Origin of the sequence: Kaistia adipata DSM 17808 (assembly GCF_000423225.1) — a bacterium.
In the GTDB taxonomy this organism is placed as follows: Bacteria; Pseudomonadota; Alphaproteobacteria; order Rhizobiales; family Kaistiaceae; genus Kaistia; species Kaistia adipata.
This window is the reverse complement of record NZ_AUHO01000007.1, coordinates 254,056-269,968: the sequence shown is the minus strand read 5'-3', so window position 1 is coordinate 269,968 and position 15,913 is coordinate 254,056. Positions and strand designations below refer to the sequence as shown.

The 15,913-nt window shown below is 64.1% G+C and carries 22 protein-coding genes; 3 read left to right on the top strand and 19 right to left on the bottom strand.

The annotated features are described in order from the left end of the window. Window positions 1-151: 151 nt before the first annotated feature. The gene (locus tag G539_RS0106205) at window positions 152-1,234 is read right to left on the bottom strand and encodes a hypothetical protein (protein WP_029074431.1); all 1,083 of its coding nucleotides are present in this window, start codon (window positions 1,232-1,234) and stop codon (window positions 152-154) included. Between the two features lie 64 nt (window positions 1,235-1,298). After that, window positions 1,299-2,534, bottom strand: a complete 1,236-nt coding sequence (locus G539_RS0106200) for a porin (protein WP_035830487.1) — start codon at window positions 2,532-2,534, stop codon at window positions 1,299-1,301. A gap of 446 nt (window positions 2,535-2,980) precedes the next feature. Between G539_RS0106200 and G539_RS0106195 the strand changes: the two genes are divergently transcribed. Continuing rightward, window positions 2,981-3,208 (top strand): hypothetical protein, encoded by a 228-nt coding sequence (locus tag G539_RS0106195; protein WP_029074429.1) that lies wholly within the window; start codon window positions 2,981-2,983, stop codon window positions 3,206-3,208. Window positions 3,209-3,719: 511 nt separating this feature from the next. Next, the gene (locus G539_RS0106190; RefSeq protein ID WP_029074428.1) at window positions 3,720-3,929 is read left to right on the top strand and encodes a cold-shock protein; all 210 of its coding nucleotides are present in this window, start codon (window positions 3,720-3,722) and stop codon (window positions 3,927-3,929) included. Window positions 3,930-4,240: 311 nt separating this feature from the next. Here G539_RS0106190 and G539_RS0106185 read toward each other — a convergent pair whose 3' ends face one another. From G539_RS0106185 to G539_RS26970, 7 genes are all read right to left on the bottom strand, one after another. Then, window positions 4,241-4,582: a hypothetical protein gene (locus G539_RS0106185; protein WP_156911865.1), complete on the bottom strand. Its 342-nt coding sequence runs from the start codon at window positions 4,580-4,582 to the stop codon at window positions 4,241-4,243. Next, window positions 4,579-4,740 carry a hypothetical protein gene (locus tag G539_RS0106180; RefSeq protein WP_156911863.1) on the bottom strand — a complete coding sequence of 54 codons (162 nt, stop codon included), beginning with the start codon at window positions 4,738-4,740 and terminating at the stop codon, window positions 4,579-4,581. The genes G539_RS0106185 and G539_RS0106180 overlap by 4 nt, the downstream gene beginning before the upstream one ends. Window positions 4,741-4,768: 28 nt before the next feature. Then, window positions 4,769-5,122 (bottom strand): hypothetical protein, encoded by a 354-nt coding sequence (locus G539_RS26090; protein WP_029074425.1) that lies wholly within the window; start codon window positions 5,120-5,122, stop codon window positions 4,769-4,771. Continuing rightward, a complete protein-coding gene (locus G539_RS0106170) occupies window positions 5,119-5,436 on the bottom strand; it encodes a ubiquitination-like system serine protease family protein (protein ID WP_029074424.1) in 318 nt (105 codons plus the stop codon). The genes G539_RS26090 and G539_RS0106170 overlap by 4 nt, the downstream gene beginning before the upstream one ends. Then, window positions 5,436-5,942 carry a lysozyme gene (locus tag G539_RS0106165; protein ID WP_029074423.1) on the bottom strand — a complete coding sequence of 169 codons (507 nt, stop codon included), beginning with the start codon at window positions 5,940-5,942 and terminating at the stop codon, window positions 5,436-5,438. Before G539_RS0106165 ends, G539_RS0106170 begins: the two co-directional genes overlap by 1 nt. Next, window positions 5,935-6,147 (bottom strand): DUF7940 domain-containing protein, encoded by a 213-nt coding sequence (locus G539_RS0106160; RefSeq protein WP_029074422.1) that lies wholly within the window; start codon window positions 6,145-6,147, stop codon window positions 5,935-5,937. The genes G539_RS0106165 and G539_RS0106160 overlap by 8 nt, the downstream gene beginning before the upstream one ends. A 230-nt stretch (window positions 6,148-6,377) precedes the next feature. After that, window positions 6,378-6,515 carry a hypothetical protein gene (locus G539_RS26970; protein WP_156911861.1) on the bottom strand — a complete coding sequence of 46 codons (138 nt, stop codon included), beginning with the start codon at window positions 6,513-6,515 and terminating at the stop codon, window positions 6,378-6,380. An 89-nt stretch (window positions 6,516-6,604) separates the two neighbouring features. Here G539_RS26970 and G539_RS0106150 point away from each other — a divergent pair, with 89 nt between their 5' ends. After that, window positions 6,605-7,177, top strand: coding sequence for a hypothetical protein (locus G539_RS0106150; RefSeq protein ID WP_029074421.1), 573 nt, complete (start codon window positions 6,605-6,607; stop codon window positions 7,175-7,177). Between the two features lie 377 nt (window positions 7,178-7,554). Here the strand turns inward: G539_RS0106150 and G539_RS27530 are convergent, their stop codons facing one another. The 10 genes from G539_RS27530 to G539_RS26085 form a co-directional block, all read right to left on the bottom strand. After that, window positions 7,555-7,749: a hypothetical protein gene (locus G539_RS27530; RefSeq protein WP_245576815.1), complete on the bottom strand. Its 195-nt coding sequence runs from the start codon at window positions 7,747-7,749 to the stop codon at window positions 7,555-7,557. Further along, window positions 7,746-8,585, bottom strand: coding sequence for a phage late control D family protein (locus tag G539_RS23840; RefSeq protein WP_245576814.1), 840 nt, complete (start codon window positions 8,583-8,585; stop codon window positions 7,746-7,748). The genes G539_RS27530 and G539_RS23840 overlap by 4 nt, the downstream gene beginning before the upstream one ends. A 154-nt stretch (window positions 8,586-8,739) precedes the next feature. Beyond that, window positions 8,740-8,949: a tail protein X gene (locus G539_RS0106135; RefSeq protein ID WP_029074420.1), complete on the bottom strand. Its 210-nt coding sequence runs from the start codon at window positions 8,947-8,949 to the stop codon at window positions 8,740-8,742. Window positions 8,950-8,953: 4 nt separating this feature from the next. Then, the gene (locus G539_RS0106130; protein WP_029074419.1) at window positions 8,954-9,379 is read right to left on the bottom strand and encodes a phage tail protein; all 426 of its coding nucleotides are present in this window, start codon (window positions 9,377-9,379) and stop codon (window positions 8,954-8,956) included. Next, window positions 9,379-11,673, bottom strand: coding sequence for a phage tail tape measure protein (locus G539_RS23835; RefSeq protein ID WP_035830485.1), 2,295 nt, complete (start codon window positions 11,671-11,673; stop codon window positions 9,379-9,381). Before G539_RS23835 ends, G539_RS0106130 begins: the two co-directional genes overlap by 1 nt. A gap of 120 nt (window positions 11,674-11,793) precedes the next feature. Further along, the gene (locus G539_RS0106120; protein WP_029074418.1) at window positions 11,794-12,069 is read right to left on the bottom strand and encodes a phage tail assembly protein; all 276 of its coding nucleotides are present in this window, start codon (window positions 12,067-12,069) and stop codon (window positions 11,794-11,796) included. Between the two features lie 11 nt (window positions 12,070-12,080). Beyond that, window positions 12,081-12,596, bottom strand: coding sequence for a phage major tail tube protein (locus G539_RS0106115; RefSeq protein ID WP_029074417.1), 516 nt, complete (start codon window positions 12,594-12,596; stop codon window positions 12,081-12,083). A 68-nt stretch (window positions 12,597-12,664) separates the two neighbouring features. Then, the gene (locus G539_RS0106110) at window positions 12,665-14,095 is read right to left on the bottom strand and encodes a phage tail sheath subtilisin-like domain-containing protein (RefSeq protein WP_029074416.1); all 1,431 of its coding nucleotides are present in this window, start codon (window positions 14,093-14,095) and stop codon (window positions 12,665-12,667) included. A 78-nt stretch (window positions 14,096-14,173) separates the two neighbouring features. Then, the gene (locus G539_RS23830) at window positions 14,174-14,638 is read right to left on the bottom strand and encodes a hypothetical protein (protein ID WP_051231141.1); all 465 of its coding nucleotides are present in this window, start codon (window positions 14,636-14,638) and stop codon (window positions 14,174-14,176) included. Then, window positions 14,638-15,909: a glycine-rich domain-containing protein gene (locus G539_RS26085; protein ID WP_156911859.1), complete on the bottom strand. Its 1,272-nt coding sequence runs from the start codon at window positions 15,907-15,909 to the stop codon at window positions 14,638-14,640. Before G539_RS26085 ends, G539_RS23830 begins: the two co-directional genes overlap by 1 nt. Window positions 15,910-15,913: the final 4 nt, after the last annotated feature.

Below are 15,913 nucleotides of genomic sequence, written 5' to 3'. Positions count from 1 at the left end.
CCAACAGCCAAATCGCCTCATTGCAGCTTGAAGGCGAGGATTGCGGCCTTGAGTTGCCACTCTTGCACCGCGCAGCCAGAGATCAGCCAAGTTCTGGGAATCGGGACGTGGGAAGCGCATCCGCCTCGCCAAGCCCGGCCCCGGGGGCCTGTTATCCCCGCAGCCGCGAGCTGTCGCTATTCCACAGATCAGCCGGCAAGCCCGCCTCGTCCGCGAGCGCCCTCCAAGCGCGCGCGAAGGTAAATCTGTCATAGGGGCGGCCATCCTTGCGCACGATGAAGGGACCGGCCCGATCCGGGATGCGCTCGAGGCAGGCGAGCACGAGCTGATGCTTGCTGAGATCGAAAACCAAATCACCACCTGGCGAAGGCACGGTCAGCACATGCCCGTTCAGCATCTCGAAGGTAAGGCCGCCGGTCCAGCGCCGACGCTGGAAGAGTATCTCTCCCGCCTGCGGCACATAGCCCGCCTCGACCTCCAGCCAATCCCCGATTACCTCCGCCTGGCTCAGGCCGAGTTCGAACTGGCAGGCCTGGGAAAGCGCAAGCCGGATCTCACCCGCCGATAGGGCGTGGCGTACGAATCGGTTTGCCTGCGCCGGCTTCATCGCATCACGGCGCGCGCCGGACGGATCAAACTCGCTTCGCCTCGCGAGGCGCTCCAGATCGGCGCAAAAAGGCCTGCCACGCGCGGCACCGAAGGCAAGCACCATGCGCAGCATCTGGAAGGCTGCCGTTGCCCGGCGCCCCCTCGGCGCGGCGCCGGGACCGGAAGGCGCGCCGATGGCGGCGAACCAGGCGCGAAGCCCCTCAAGGTCGACCTCGCGCAAACCGACATCGCGAAACGGAGCGAGCAGACCTATCCAGCGCTCATACGTATCGCGCGTGCCACCTCGAAGGGCGCGCATGGGCGAGTCGGCGGCTGATCGGTAGTCGTTGAGGAGTTGGCCGAGCGTTCCTTCTCTCGCCGGCGGATCAGCGGAGAGAGCCACGCGGCCCGCCATCTCTTCGGCGCGTCGCTGCAGCGCCCGGCACTCGGCCGCGATGCGTTCAAAATCCGACGGCTCGTTCCAGTCCGGCTGGAAGCCGACCGTGCGCGGCCGAAAGTCCGGCGCCCAGGGCGGAGCTTCCCAATACACATAGACCGAGCCGTTCTTGCGCGTCCGGCTCTTAAGGCCGGGCGCGTCCAGCTCCAGCAATCTGCCGGCGACGGTGATGGTGGCGAACTTCTTCATACCCAAAAGAAAAGGCCCGGCGGATTTCTCCGCCGGGCCTCGTGTCACTCAAACGAGCCTGGGATTACCAGGAGCGCTTCAGGAACAGGTTGAACGTCCAGCCATTGCCGTCGACCGGATCGACGAAGTTGTCGCGCGTGACGTTGACATCCGTGTAGAAGACGTCACCGACCAGGTCGAGACCCTTGACCGGGGTGTAGGCGGTCGTGAAGCCAACGCGCCAAGCGTCGATGCCGTAATCGTCGACGAAGTTCGAACCGTCGAAGCTGGCGTAGCCGCCCGAGAGCGACGACCACAGGTTCGGAGTCCAGACATGCTTGTACGAAGCCAGCGCGCTCCAGCTCGAGCCCGGCAGGACCGAGATAGCGGCGCTCTGGATCGGGCCGATGAAGCCAGCCACCGAGGTGCCGCCGGCGATGCCGGTGAAGGAGTTGGCATTGTCGCCATAGGCAGCCGACACGAAGAAGCGATCGCCAGCCGAGAAGCTGTCGAGGGCGACCTCGAGACCGCCGCCGACGGCCCAACCCGACTTTCCGTCGTAGACGTCAAGCACGTTGGTCTCTTCGATGGCCTGGTTGGTGTAGGCCGCAGCGATCTTGGCCGAGAAGATGCCCGAAGCGTAGGTGATGGCACCGACGATGTCCGGGATATTGTCGGTGTTGACTTCCTCGACGAGGTCAACGTACGGGCCGAGCTGACCACGATCACGCTGGTCTTCGACCGAGATCGCCAGACCGAAGCCGTTGACGGCGTAGGTCAGCTGGATGTGGTCGACGGTCGAGTCCGAACCGAACATGCCGGTGTCGTTGTAGCCGCGGCCGAAATCGAACAGCGAGGTGAAGTAACCGGCCTTGAGCGGACCGAGCTCGAGGTAGGCGCTGTCGACGTAAGCGGAGTTGGTCGAAGCGTTGATGTAGTCGGTCAGCGTCTCGTCCGAACCGGTCGTGTTGCCGGTCTTGGCGCGCATGTCGATGAAGCCGGTCAGGTTACCGAATTCGGTGACCGACGAAGCCGTCGCCTGGATCGACACTTCCGTGAAGAAGTTGCCCCAGCTGCTGTTCGGGTAGATGTTATTGAAGTCGCCGAGATCCGAACGGTCACCGAAGGAGGTGCCGAACTTCACATAGCCGCCGATCTTGATGCAGGTGTCGGTGCCGGGGGAGTAGAAGAAGCCCGTGCCGAAAGCGTCGCAGACCTTCACGTAGTCGACCGGCTCGGCGACCGTGAGATCCGCCGCCTGAGCGCTGCCAGCCACGAGCATGGCGGCCGCAGAGCCGAGGAGAAGGGTCTTAAAGTTCATATCCTGACCTCCAAAAAGGTAAAACCAGGAGAGTATTCCATTCTTCTCGTCGCTACCGAGTAGACCCTTGCGGATCACCCCTTCTCGCTAGCTCGTATGAAGTCCGTCCTAATCCCCGTTCAGCTGTTTCTGTTTTTTGGCCCCCACCCCAGGGTGACCGACAGATCCAACCGGAATCTCTTCTCGCGATTCCTGTGATTGACTATTACCGAAGGCCTGATCGCGCGCTATGACAGAAATGCCACAGTGAGGATGAAGAGCGACTCCGGGCCATTAACCTCTCGTTAAGGCTCGGTCTCAGCTCGCTCGCCGATCCACCGGGACTCGCCCATCCTCAAGATGCAAGGCCGCGCCGGGCAGGAGCCGATAATCAGGATGCTGATTGAAAAGTATCAAGATTCCGCCAAATCTAGTTTCAGGCATGAACTATCGAGGGTTTAGGCACAGTGTCGGAACGCGACGTCTTCTTCAGGCCTGCTGCGACAGCGTTAGCTGATAGAGAATTCCAGCGCGATGAAGTCGCCGGCAGCCGCAATCGGATCGCTGAACTGGAGCGTGAACTTGCGAAACGTGACGTGCAGATCGTCGATTTGAAGGATCGCATCGTAGTGCTTCGGGGGGGCGTCTTGGGCCTCGTCGTCGTATGGGCCTTACGCGAGCTGGCGCACTGGTAGATCAACTTCTTGCGCAGCCATGCTCCTACACGGCCAGCGCTTCGGCGCCGGGTATCCCAGCAAACGATCTAGCTTGTCGTTCGTCTCTTTGAGCGTATCGCGGACACCTTCAATCCGCGTCTCGACGTGAACGATTAGGGCGAACTGAGTCTTCGATGCGGCGCGCAACATCTCGTGCCAGGTCACCTGCCGCGACGCCCACCCCCCGAATTATACGGCCGAGCCCTGTTCACCATCCTGCGTTGGCGCCCGGACATGCGCTCGTCGCGTTTGCATGACACCTTCGAGCTTCATCTCGCTCGCACCTCAGTGAGAAATTCGCGATCGATTGTGTCGCTCGCAAATCACCTTGCTTAAAACACAATCCACCCGTATGATTTGAAAATCGAACGTGCGAAGAGCTCTGTTCTGGCCGATAAAGCCACAACGTTTTCCCCCACATCTTCGGTATTCGCGGCGAACTGCTTTGGCGGTGTCGCCATTTATACACTCGATTTTGCAAGGAAATCGTATGTCTATTGGAACAGTTAAGTTCTTCAACGAAACCAAGGGTTTTGGCTTCATTCAGCCCGAGGACGGCAACGCCGACATCTTCGTTCACATTTCGGCGGTAGAGCGATCCGGAATGCGGACACTGCAAGAGGGCCAGAAGGTCAGCTACGACGCAGTGCCCGATAGGCGGAACGGAAAGAATACGGCCGAAAACCTTCGGGCTGCATGATTCGCGAACTTGAGCGGTGACCACGGATGTACTGGCACCCCGCTCGTTTGCCGGAGAAGGTCGGGCTTTGCCCGGCCTTTTTTTTGTTTCAGGAGGACCTATGCCGACCAGAATAGTCAAAGGCCCGTCGCGAGAACAGAAGGCTGATGCAACAACATCAGCCGCCCTTGAGATTATCGGGCGAGAACAGGCGTTGACCGCCGCCAAGACAGAGCGCCTTCGCGCACAGAGATTGGCCTACCAAGCAGCGCATCCCATGCCTGAGAAAAAGGCAGCCAGGGCGCGAAAAGGATCATGACCGCATCGCGCGCTTAGCGCTTACCCTTCAACGCCTCGATCGTCGCGGTGAGCGCTGCGATCTGGCCGGCCTGGTTGTCGACTTTGTCGGTGAGCTTCATCAGCTGGGCCAGCACCTGATCCTGGTACCGGATGCGATCCTGACGTCCGATCGCCTCGTTTCCCTCGAGCACCGTCACGCGCGTCTCGAGCTTGTTGGCGGTGCTGACCGCCGCGCTCGCGTCTGCCGAGATCCCATCGAGATAGAGCCAGAACAGGAACGCCATGGCGCTCAGCAGCGCCGGCGTCAGCAGCATCGCGATGCGCGACATGACGAGAATGGTGGTGTTTGCGGCGATTTTATCGGCAGTCGTCACCGGCTCATCCCCTTCCTGAGATCATCGCCGAACGCCACGGCGTCGGCCCGCCGGCCGTCGCACTGGTCGAGTGCCAGCGAATAGCGGCCGATCATCGCGCGCGAGTCGATCTCCACGAGATCGGGGTGCCGGCAGTGCTTGCGGACTTCGGCCGGCATCGACGGCAGCTCGAGCGCGAGCGCCGGTCTATCGTCGGAGCAGGCGAAGGCGCTCAAGATCGGCAGGGCGCAGACGACAATCAAAGCCGCCAGCCTGCGCCGGCTCGCGTGCGAGTTCAGCCTCATAGTCGGACACCTTCTTTTCCAGAGCTTCATTCTCGGCCGCGCGGGCGAGTTCGCGGGCGACCGCCGCGTCGAGCGCCTGCGCACGGGCATAGGCCTGCCTGGTCTGCTCGGCCGACATCTTCGACTGCCAGCGCTGTTCGCAGCCGGCGGCGCCGTCGCTGCGGCCGACGAAATAGGCGGTGACGGATGCGAACGCGATCAACGCAAGAGCAAACGCGCCGGCCGCGAGCCAGCGGCCGAGGGGCGAGGCAATCATGACGCCTCCCATTCCGGTATATCGACCGTCTGGCCGGCCAGCGCGTGAGTGCAGTCACCCAGAAACTGGATCCGCCCGTCGGTCACGAACGAATGGCAGACGGACGGAACCCCACCGGGTGTATCGGCATCAGCGCCGTTGTAGGTGACCAGCACGGACGGCATGAACGTCGGAGCGTCGGGATTGCCATTATAGCTCCAGCGCCGCCCGGCCCCCTCGCCGACACCGACCTGATGCGCCCCATCGCATCCGGGACACCAAAACATCAGACGTCCGCCCTCGGTCGATCGCAGGATCTTCGACAACGCCCCCATCACAGCCCCGCCAGGCAGAGTTCGCGATCGCCGATCCGATGCGCGTCGCCTTCCTTGCGACGAAGATCGAGACCACGCACGACACGGCCGCTGGCCCGGTTGAACCAGGTCATCGCCTCGCAGGCGCCCGGCCAGTCTTTCGCCATCGCGCGCCGGGCTGCTGTCGACCGGCAGACGGCGCTGACGCCGACATTCCAGGAGAGGTCGAGGAAGGAGGCCTGTACGCTCAGCGGCGCCGCGTCGAAGCCGCGAATGCATCGCTGCAGCGGTTGGCGATAGTCCCGCTCCATGCGCCGGTGCAGCATGTCGATGCACTGCTTGTCGGTGTAGCTGTCGCCCGGCTTCACGCCCTTCGTCTCTCCGGCGCAGACCGTCCAGGCCTTGCCGATGGCATCCCAGTAGGCTGCGTTCTCGACGCCCTCCCACGGCACGGTGAGATAGGCGGCCGTCAGTGCCACGACGCCGAGCCCGGAGGCCAGCGCCGCCTGCGCGCGCTTGCTACGCATCTGTGATCCCTTTCTGTGCGAGGAGACGAGCAACAAAGGCGGCCGCGGCGACGATGCCGGACAAGACCGCGAACAGACGAGGCGGGATGACTTCGATCCCGATCAGGGGAAGCGCCACCTCGACGCCAGACAGCACGCCGGCGAGTAGAAGCAGACGGATGGACCACGCACGGCAAAGCACCGCGCGCCAGTTGTTGACGAGCATGTCTTATCTCCGGGAGATGTGAGGAGGTGGGAACGCTCGCCAGTCGGCGGCGTTAAGGGCGCGTAGGGCGGCTGGCGTCCTCCGGCCCGGCTGCACTACGGTGATGCGTATCGACAGACTTGCCCGCCTTCGAGGCGGGCATTTTTTCGTGCGGCAGCCTTCCGCAGGAAGTCTCTCTAGCACTGGTCAGAGTCGACCCTCCTGGCTGCGCCCCCCCATCGGACGAAACGCTACAGACGGCGACTGACGAAGGCCGGCATCCGACCAAGACCTGCGCTCCGGTGCTTCATTGCCACCTGGACGAAGTCACGGGCGACCACGGTGCGCGCCGCCATTGCCTCGATCTCGGCGAGTTGGAGAACGCGCAATTGAAGCTCCAGGAAACAGTGACCATATCGCGAGCGTCCGGGGTCCGCCGGACAGAAAGGCAACAACAACGATCTATTGGGATGTCGCGATGAACGTGCAGACCGCTCTCCCCGGCCCGACCGTCGGAATTCGTTCAGGAGCGAAGGTAGATCCTTGGCTCATCATCTCGCAGGTCTTGCAGGGGGCAGTTGCTGTAGCACAGCTGTCTAGTCCTCTCGCCGGGACCGCCGGCTTCTTCAGCAAGAACAGCACCAGCCTGAAGCCGCTCGTGACGACAACGCTCGACCTAATCCATCATGCGGACCGAGCCCTCCGCTTGCTGGAAACTGACGCGCTGCGTCCACTGGAACGCCCATTCAGAGTGGGCAGCTGCTCCATTGTGCTTGGTGGGCAGGATCTTCGCGAATTCAATAGCATTCTGTCAGGGCTCTGCCTCAAAACGAGCGGCGCCCACAGCTGGGCCACAATGCTGGCGCAACACGCGCCTCAGCTGGCCGAGCAGTTGAGTGCCGACGTCGCATCCCTCGGTAATGTTCCCGCCCGGGTCGCAAACTTGTATGGCGGAAGCTTCACGAACCGACAGGCGATCGACGAGGCGCTGCAAGTATTAGGGGCCTATTACGACTCAATGGAATTGCTGACCCAGGCAGGCATCGAGTAATTATAGGGGCGCCTCAAGCGCCCCTAGACTACCTGGACTGCACCGAGCCCGACCCTGCAGCCCAAGACCTTCGCAGGTAGCCGCGCGCCTGCGCGACCCACTTGGGATCGTTCATCTTTCGAAAGACTGTTGCCGTCACGTCATCGACACAGACCGCCGAGGACGGCAGGCTGTACGAGCAACGAAGCAAGGAGGGCTGAGAATGAAGAAGACCTATGCCAAGCCGATACTCGACAAGAGCGCGCTGCTGCAGCGGATCGCGGCAGAAGTGCCGCTGTGCAGCAACAACTGCGACTAATCTGACAGGCCCGCCGGAGCTGCCCCGCCCGGCGGGTTTTCTATTCGGGCGCCATGATTACTTCAGGATCGAGGTCGACCTACCGGCTGCCGATGCCGCCCTGTCCGGACGGCGCGACGGGATCCGGGATCGTCGGCGTGGGTGACGCATTGCCGGCCGGCGCGGCGGGCTTGTCGGATCCGGAGCCCGTCCCCTGCCCCTTGCCGCCGACTTCCTCCGCTTCCGGCTTCAGCTTCGCCTCCACCTGCGCCGTGTAGCCTGCCTTGGAAATCACATGCGTCGCCGACTCGATGATGAACTCGATCGCGTCGAGCTCGGGCCGGACACCTGAGTATCGGAACGGCGCGCCGGCTCGAATGGACGGGTCGCCGAACAGCGTGACGGAGGTCCGGATGGTCTCGGATTTGAGATCCCGAGCCGTGGCTGCCGCCGCCCTTCTCGCCTCCTCTTCGTCGGCGAAGGGCTCGGCCAGCGTGTAGTCCGCCGCCCCCCCTCGTCGCTCTCCGCCTCGACCTCGATCAGCTCGGCCTCGTCGCGGTCGTGGTGGCGCGCCTTCACCTTCCCGAACCGATTCCGGTGCGCGAAATTCGTGCGGCAGGTTCCCTCGACGATATTGGCGGGAGACGCGACGACTGCGGTCAGCCCCTTGCCGCTTGCCGATTTGCCGCTGCCCTTGGCCGCGAAGATCAGCTTGCCGTCCTTGATCGAGAAGAGTGCGCCGTGGCGGCGCGCCAAGCGTTCGACGACATGCAGGTCGCTTTCATCCTGCTGGCCGAACCAGTCATATTCATGCGCGCCGATCTCGTCGTCGACGATGGCCGAAAGGCCGTTTTCCGAGGCGATCTCGGAGATGATGTCCTTGACCGTCTTCTTGTCCCAATGGCGGGAGCGGTGCTGCTTGGCCTGGTCGCGGACGTTTGCCCCCTTGCCGTTCACGGTCATGCCATAGGGCAGGCACCGCACCTCCGGATCATCGGCCGTATAGCTGCCGAAGAAGGCGAGACCGGTCTCGAGATAACCGAGCGAGGCGGTGATGGTGTCCCCCTTCCGCGGGATCGCGGCAAATGGATTGCCGTCGCTCAGTTCGCAGGAAATCGTGTCGGACGTCACCCCCTCCTTGTCCGTGATGGTGACGCAGATCAACCGCTCGTTGAAGATCGAGGCGACGGCCCGGCCATTGACTTCTATTTCGGCGACGGGTGTTTTCATGTCTCTACCACTTTACCAGCCTGTGCTGGGCCTTCAGAAAGCTAGGGTTTCTCAGCTAGTCCCAGAGGCTGACGACGGCCACAACATCCTTCGCGTTGGCGATCTCGGGCAGATCGATGACCGTGCCGATCGGCAGCGGCACGCCGAGGGCCGCGAGGCCTGGATTGGCGTCGAGCACGATCTCGACATAGCCACTCTCATCGCCATAGGCGCGGGTGCAGATGGCGTCGATCATGTCGCCCTGGCGGGTGATGTAGATGGCCATCGGATCACCCGAACAAAGTCGCGAGGATGGAGAGCGGCGAGAAGCCGCCGCCGGTATAGCGTCGGAGCCGCAGCCGGAATACATCTCGCCGCGGCCGGCCGAGGGCATCGTGGAAGAACTGGTCCTCGTTCACGCCCTCGATCACATGCATGCCGTAGACATTGCCGGCGAGCGTGACGAGCGGCAGGACGGCGCCGGCCGCCGCCGCGCCGCGAACCCCTTCCAGCGTGGCGAGCCCGCCGAACTCATGCGGGAAGATCACGCCTTCGATCTGAATGGCATCGTCGTCGCCGCCGGTCCATTGCAGGCGATTGAGCCCGCCGACCGTGGGGATCTCGGCCCAGCGTGTCGACAGATCGCGGCGGATGCCGTTGTATCCGAACCGCAGGCTGTGGAACATGAATGGCCCGAGCGCCATCGGGATCGCCATCAATTCGCTCCGTCGGAATAGGCGCCCCGCGAGAGCGCTCCGAACTTCGTTGACAGCTCCGACAGCACCCTCATCGCGGTCGCCTGCGGATCCGGCGCCGCTGTCACGTTGACGGTGATGTTCGGCGCCGGTTGCGGGTTGGTCACGCGGACATCTTGCGTCCCGCTCGGCTGCGTCGTCACCGGAGCCGGGATCGAAATCTCCGGCACACCGACGAGGTTGACATCGCGCGGGCCGCCCGCCGGTTCGGGACCGAACAGGAAGGACTGCTCGGCGCTGCCGCTCTGCCGGCCGATCAGCTCCTTGATGCGCTGCCAGGTGCTCTTGTTCAATTCGGCATCGACGTCATATCCCGCCGGATATTCCGGATGCGGCAGCTGGTTGAAGCCCCAGTTCATTGCGGACTCGCCCAGCTGGTAAAGCATCCATTGGCTCAAGGGGCCCCAGAACCGATTGGGCCCCTTGGGAGATCCGCCTCCCTTGGGCGGCTTCTCGCCCGGACCCGGCGCATCGGCACCGGGAACACCAGCACCTGCCGACGCCCTGCCCGGCAGGCGCTTCCAGAGCCGCCGCACCAGCCCGCCCGCCATGAAGAGGCCGCCCGCCACACCAGCCCACTCCAGAGCCGACAACTCCTTCAAATTCTCGACGAACTCGCCCAGGCTACTTGCCTCCTGGACTGCGTTGATCAGCGTCGAGACGGCCATCGCCATCAAGAAGATTTGCCCGGTCTTCGAGAGCGCAAGCGCTGCCGCGCCCTTGGCAAGCCAGAGCAATGCACCGCCCGTCGCACCGATCGCCAGTGCCCCACCCATCGTCAACTCGCCCCCCAGCTTGCCAATGGCGCTACCGATGCTCGCGAACGCGGCGCCGACATTGCCGGCGGACACATTCTCCCCGAACGACTTCAGGTCCTTGCCAATGCCGCGGAACCGGTTCGACAGGCGAGCCAGGCCGACAACGCGATCATCGGCTTCCTGGAGGCTGCCGCCGAACGCCTTGCCGAAAAGCAAATCGCCAAGATCGTTCATCAGTTCGCGCGGGCCGGCGCTGCCGCCATAGCCGATGCCACCCATGAATCCCTGGAACGCCACCTTGACCTGGTCGAGCACGCCGACGCGCTTTTCCAGCGTGTCGAGCACGTCGCCGATGCCAGCGCCGAGCTCCTTGATTGTCGGCAGCCAGCTGTCGCCAATCCCGATTCCGATGGCCTTGAACTTGTTGCCGATGATCGCGAGCGCGTTGCCCGTCGTCTCCGCGCGGACGAGATATTCCCGGAAGGCCGACCCCGAATAGTCGGCTTCGTTGGCGACGAGCGCGAGCTGGCGACGCAGCTCGCGGGAATCGTTGATCAACGGCATGAGCGCCCGCGCCTCCTTGCCGAAGACGCCAATCGCCGCGGAGAGCCGCTCGTGCTCGGGCAACTTTTTGATACGCTCGAACACGTCAAGCATCGTGCCGACGGCGTCGCTCTTGAACGCTTTCGCCATCTTGCTCGCATCGAGGCCAAGAGCCTTGAACGCGACCCTCGTCCGCTTCGGAGCGTTGGCAGCGTCCGCAAGCGCCATACCCATGTTGCGGAACGACGTCGCGGCAACCTCGGTTTCACCGCCGGCAGCAATCATGGCGCCGCCAAAGGCCAGAGACTGCGTTGCGGTGAATCCGAACATCTCGCCCTGCGCGGCGACCCGCTTCGAGAAGTCGACCAGATTGGGAGCGGAGGCGGCCGTGTTGTTGCCGAGCTGGTTGATCGCATCGGCATAGAGGCCGACCTGGTCGACATTCATGTTGAGCTGGTTCTTGATCTTGGCGAGGGCCTCCGACGTTTCGCCCTCGCTGACCTCCCAGGCGACAGCGACCTTCGCGACCATCTCGGAGAATTTGCCGAGCTCGTTGATAGGAATGTTGGACTGCCCCGCCGCGGCGTAGATCGATGCGATACCGGCAGCCGAGTTCGGCAGGACCCTCGACATCGCAAGGATCTCGGAGCGGATCTGCGAGAGCTGCGCTGGCGTGCCGTCGATGACCTTGCGGACATCGGCAAATGCTTCCTCGAACTTGATCGCCGCCCCGACCGTCCCGCCCACCGCCTTGCTGACGCCGATATAGCCCGCGCCGATCGCCAGCGCGCCGCGCAGCATGCCGCCACCGAAAGCACTGGTGCGCCCGACGAGGGCGCCGTTCATGCGGGTCGCCCGATTACTGAGGCGATCAAGCGCGGCGCCGACGCCGCGGGCCGGACCGGACACCATGTCCTGGAGCGAAACGATCAGCTTGGAGGTGAGTGTCGTCATGTCACGGCTTTCGCGGCGTCAGCAGATCAGCGACCTCGTCACGCCAGCGGATCGCCTCCGTCGGCGTCATGGCCGTGATCTCGGAAAGAGGGGTGTTGAGCTCCCGACAGAGCCAGGCGGTCAGTCGCCGCCACCCTCGGCGATGACTGTGAAAGGGCGAAGCGCCTTGTCGCACTTCGCATAGTCCGGCAGCGACAGCTCGGCGATTTCCGGCTGGGTCGCGCCGGAAAGCTGCGCCATCAGCAGGGCGGCGGCGCCATGCTGCCCCGCGTCCCGGCCGACATTCTCGATGGCGATCAGATCCGCGAGCTTCGGTTCGCGGAAGCTGAGGCTGTCGGCATCCTTTCCCGCCAGCTTGTAGGTGCGAGAGAACTTGACTTCGATTGCGTTGGTCATGATCCCGCCCCTTACGCCAACAGCGCATCGCGGATGGCGCTCGTCTGCGAGACGCCGCCGATCGAAACATCGAACGGTGTCATCTCGATCAGGACGCGGCCATCGACCTCAAGTCGGTAGTAGCGCAGCGTGATCGCGTGATCGTTCTCGCCGACCTCGCCCGGCTTCCACGAGCCGTGATCATTCTTGATCAGCATCCCGCGAATATAGGCAGTGGCGTTGACGATCGTGCCGTCCTCGTGCGCCAGCGCGCCGGTCGCCATGTATTCCTTCTCGACCCCAACGGCGAGGCCGAACAGGACGATGGTCTGCGGGTCGAAACCGACGAGCTTGAAGGAGCTCTCCGGCTTCTCGTAGCCCATGTTCACGTCGATCGGCATCATCATGCCGGCATTGCGCATTTCCTCGACCTTGACGGTCGGGACCGGCAAGGTGATCTCGCTGGCCTGGCCGATCTTGGAGACGCGATCGGCGAAGATGGTGCAGTTGCGCAGGATGTAGCGCGGCATGTCCGAGTTCGAAGCCATGGCGGCCTCCTTTCAGATGCGGGGAAGGATGAGGATGACGCCGGCAGAAACCGGCGCCCGGGGAGGCGTCAGCTGCCCAGCGAGCCGGAGCTGATCTCCTGCGCCACCTGGTTGAGCAGCAACTCATAGGCGGCGATGTTGCGATGGCTGGTGATCCGGACATCGACCATTGGCGTCGGCGGCTCGAACTTGACGCCCAGCTTGACGATTCCCTGCGCCAGCTCCTCGTCGGTGTTGCTGTCGAGAAGCCAGACGTCGGAGCCGGGCAGGATCGCGCCCTCGAGCTCCATCGTGCGGAGGTAGGCGCGGCCGGCCTCGATCAGGAACTTCAGGTTGGCCTTGGTGAAGGGGCGATCGACGAATTCGATATAGGCCGCCTCGAGCGCCTCGTTCACGGCATCCGCCGTGCGGCGAACCGAGACGAACTGCCAGAGCAGATCGCTGTCGCAGGTCCACACACCCCACAAACGGAAGCCGGTATTGTTGATGTTGACGATGGTGTTGACGCGGTTCTCGTTCAGATAGTTCGACTGCGCGCCATACTCGATCGGCCGGTTGATGCCGACGATGCCGGCGACATCGACGTTCGAGCCGGCCCACCAGAAGCCCTGCTCGAGATCCATCTTCGCCTGGCGGGCCGCCCAGATCGGCGACGACGGCTGCGGCACATTGACGGCAAGCTCGGTGTCGAACTTCAGCACCTTCGGATCGCAGATGAAGATGCGCCCCGAGTTGATCAGGCCGCGATACTGCACCGCCGCCTGGTCGGTCGTGTCCGGGCCGTCGACATAGGCCATCGCCTTGAGGCTTTCGGCGACGCCCATCAGCTCGGCGACGACCGGATTGATGGTCGCCCCCTTGGTCGCCGTCGCCGCGGCGCCGGTGCCGGCCCCGGTGATCGTGACCGTGATCGTCCCGGTATAGCCGTAGCCGGGCTTGGTGACGAGGATCGACGTGATCACGCCGGCCTCGATGACGGCTTTGGCCTCGGCGCCAACGCCGCCAGTTCCCGCGATCGCCACGACGGTCGTTCCGTCGACATATCCCGTTCCGCCGGTCGTCACGGCGATGGACGCGATACCATCCGCCGGCGAAGTCTGGGTGAAGCCTGGCGCGAGAAGCAGCTTCGGCTTGTAGAGCCCATCGGAGACCGCGCGGCGAAAGGCATGCACGCCGGAAAAGGCGACCTGGCTGCCGACGAGATTGGCCCAGGTATCGGCGACCGTCGCGCCTTCCTCGACGCGCACCATCACAATCGGGCAGCCGACCTGGTCGAAGATGCTGTCGATCGCATCGGCGAGCGTTCCGTCGCTGCCGAGGCCGTCGGCATCCTGCGGCCGCAGGATCGGAATCGGCTTGTTGAGCGGGAACTTGACCGCGTCGGCGTCCTCGGCCGTGCCGATCAGGCCGATGACGGCCGTCTGCGCGGTACGGACGAGCACCGGCGTTTCGGCGCTCTGGAATACACGCGTGCCATGGTGGAAGGACACAGAAGCCATATTCGGCTCTCCTTTCGAGGCGGCCCTGCGGCCGGGTGGATGTCGTGCTGGTTGCTGGCTATCCGGGCCAGCCGGCCGTCAGAGCGCGGCGGCGAACCGCCACAGCGCCGCGCGCTGTTCGTCGGTCCAGCCCTGGACGCCGCCGAAGGTGATCGAGATCAGATGCTCGAACTCGAAGGTGCCGGCGCCGGCGAGGAGCATGCGGGCGCCGAACTGCTGGCCGGCCGGCAGCGTTGTGATGAACGCCTCGAAGGCGGCCGGAATGGCGCCGGCCTGCACTGCCGCGAGCGCTTCCGCCTCGGTGATCAGCCCATAGTCCGGCATGGCGAGCGCCTGGAAGAACTGCCGGCGCGAGATCTCGCTCGGCGGCGGCGGTAGCGGCGGCTCCGGCGCCGGCGGCGGCGTAAAGACGCCATCGGCATAGAAGTCGCCGATATTGGCCGTCTCGCTCGCGACGGCAGCGGCCCCCTCGGGCGGCACCCAACCATCGCCCGCGAGGACAACATTCGTGACGATGCCGCCATTGATGACTGAAGTGCGCATCAGAAACGCTCCTCGACTACAAGCAGACCGTCCGAACCAGCCCCACCCGTTCGAAGGTTCGCATAGGCTCCGCTGCCCCCTGCTCCGTACCCGGTGCCAGCGATGCCGTTGTTCTGCGAAGCCCTCGGCGCGCCGCCAGTCCCCCAAAGTGAGCCCAACCCGCGAAGCGGCGAATTGTCGATGTCCGGATAGTCAGGGAGCACCGCGAGCATAGCGTACCCGAACAAGGCCAGCGCGGAGATCGTCGCCGGTCCGGGCGGCGCCGCCCGGGGAGGGATCTGAGCGGAGGTCGTCGCGCCGCTACCCGCAGGCCCCCCGGGCAGCACAAGGAGGTCTCCAAAGGAGGTGGTTCCTCCACTGCCTCCATTGCCGCCGCTGGAACTCCCTCCGGGACCGCCCGCTCCGACTGTAACCGAGACCGAAGACGGGACGTCGGCCGCGTCGAAGAGGGCCTCGCCACCATAGGCACCCCACCCGCCAGCCCCTCTACAACTGGCTCCGTTTGCGGTTCCACCGCCACCACCGCCAGCGCCGACGCCCCGAACCAGTATTTTCTTCGCCTTCGGGTCTTTGACGAATGTCCCGCCAATACCGAAAACCGTAGTCTTCACGCCGCCGCCGCCCAGCGCGGCGATTTGCTCGGCGCCGCGCTCCACCGTCAGCAGTTTGTCTGGCGCATTACCTGCCTCGGCCTCGGCCTTGGTGGCGATCGCCGACGACGCCAGCATGGCGAAGGTGAGGATGTTGTCCGGCACCATGCCGGCGGTCAGCCTGCCGAAGCCGAGCGCATCGCCAACCCGGCGCAGGAACGTGTCATTCGCCAGCGCCGAAATGTCCCCCGGCGAGCCGATCGAGGCGGCCGCGCGGCCGATCACCGTCAGCGCGTCGCTGTCGCGCAGCTTGGCGTTCGTGATGATCTTGTTCGCAAGGTCGGCAGCCTGGATGAAGGCCGGGATCCAGAGCGAGCCGTTGAACTTCGCGAACTGGTTGGTCGCGGCGCCGGAGAAATCGACGCCCTGAAGACTTCCGATGCTGTGATTGTGAACGAAGGCCGCCTTGCCCGCGAGCGCATCGGCCAGGCCGATGATCGCCGCCATCGTGTGCTCGTGATCGGACGGAGCCTTGCCGAGCACATCGGCCACGACCGTCGCCATGTCCTCGTCGATCATCTCCAGCGACAGGATGAGGCGAGGCAGATCCTCGCTCTTCATCAGATTGCCGACATTCGGCAGTCGGTAGCCCCGGTTCAGCGTCCTGTTGTCGATCGCCATTCTT

Excerpts from the sequence above, each read along its gene's own strand:
- G539_RS0106160 (WP_029074422.1), bottom strand. The coding sequence starts at position 6,147 with ATGCTCGTCAACAACTGGCGCGCGGTGCTTTGCCGTGCGTGGTCCATC.
- G539_RS0106200 (WP_035830487.1), bottom strand. The coding sequence starts at position 2,534 with ATGAACTTTAAGACCCTTCTCCTCGGCTCTGCGGCCGCCATGCTCGTG.
- G539_RS23830 (WP_051231141.1), bottom strand. The coding sequence starts at position 14,638 with ATGCGCACTTCAGTCATCAATGGCGGCATCGTCACGAATGTTGTCCTC.
- G539_RS0106190 (WP_029074428.1), top strand. The coding sequence starts at position 3,720 with ATGTCTATTGGAACAGTTAAGTTCTTCAACGAAACCAAGGGTTTTGGC.
- G539_RS0106110 (WP_029074416.1), bottom strand. The coding sequence starts at position 14,095 with ATGGCTTCTGTGTCCTTCCACCATGGCACGCGTGTATTCCAGAGCGCC.
- G539_RS0106120 (WP_029074418.1), bottom strand. The coding sequence starts at position 12,069 with ATGACCAACGCAATCGAAGTCAAGTTCTCTCGCACCTACAAGCTGGCG.
- G539_RS0106180 (WP_156911863.1), bottom strand. The coding sequence starts at position 4,740 with ATGCCGGCCGAAGTCCGCAAGCACTGCCGGCACCCCGATCTCGTGGAG.
- G539_RS0106150 (WP_029074421.1), top strand. The coding sequence starts at position 6,605 with ATGAACGTGCAGACCGCTCTCCCCGGCCCGACCGTCGGAATTCGTTCA.
- G539_RS23835 (WP_035830485.1), bottom strand. The coding sequence starts at position 11,673 with ATGACGACACTCACCTCCAAGCTGATCGTTTCGCTCCAGGACATGGTG.
- G539_RS0106135 (WP_029074420.1), bottom strand. The coding sequence starts at position 8,949 with ATGGCCATCTACATCACCCGCCAGGGCGACATGATCGACGCCATCTGC.
- G539_RS26090 (WP_029074425.1), bottom strand. The coding sequence starts at position 5,122 with ATGATTGCCTCGCCCCTCGGCCGCTGGCTCGCGGCCGGCGCGTTTGCT.
- G539_RS26085 (WP_156911859.1), bottom strand. The coding sequence starts at position 15,909 with ATGGCGATCGACAACAGGACGCTGAACCGGGGCTACCGACTGCCGAAT.
- G539_RS0106130 (WP_029074419.1), bottom strand. The coding sequence starts at position 9,379 with ATGGCGATCCCGATGGCGCTCGGGCCATTCATGTTCCACAGCCTGCGG.
- G539_RS0106115 (WP_029074417.1), bottom strand. The coding sequence starts at position 12,596 with ATGGCTTCGAACTCGGACATGCCGCGCTACATCCTGCGCAACTGCACC.
- G539_RS0106170 (WP_029074424.1), bottom strand. The coding sequence starts at position 5,436 with ATGGGGGCGTTGTCGAAGATCCTGCGATCGACCGAGGGCGGACGTCTG.
- G539_RS0106205 (WP_029074431.1), bottom strand. The coding sequence starts at position 1,234 with ATGAAGAAGTTCGCCACCATCACCGTCGCCGGCAGATTGCTGGAGCTG.
- G539_RS0106165 (WP_029074423.1), bottom strand. The coding sequence starts at position 5,942 with ATGCGTAGCAAGCGCGCGCAGGCGGCGCTGGCCTCCGGGCTCGGCGTC.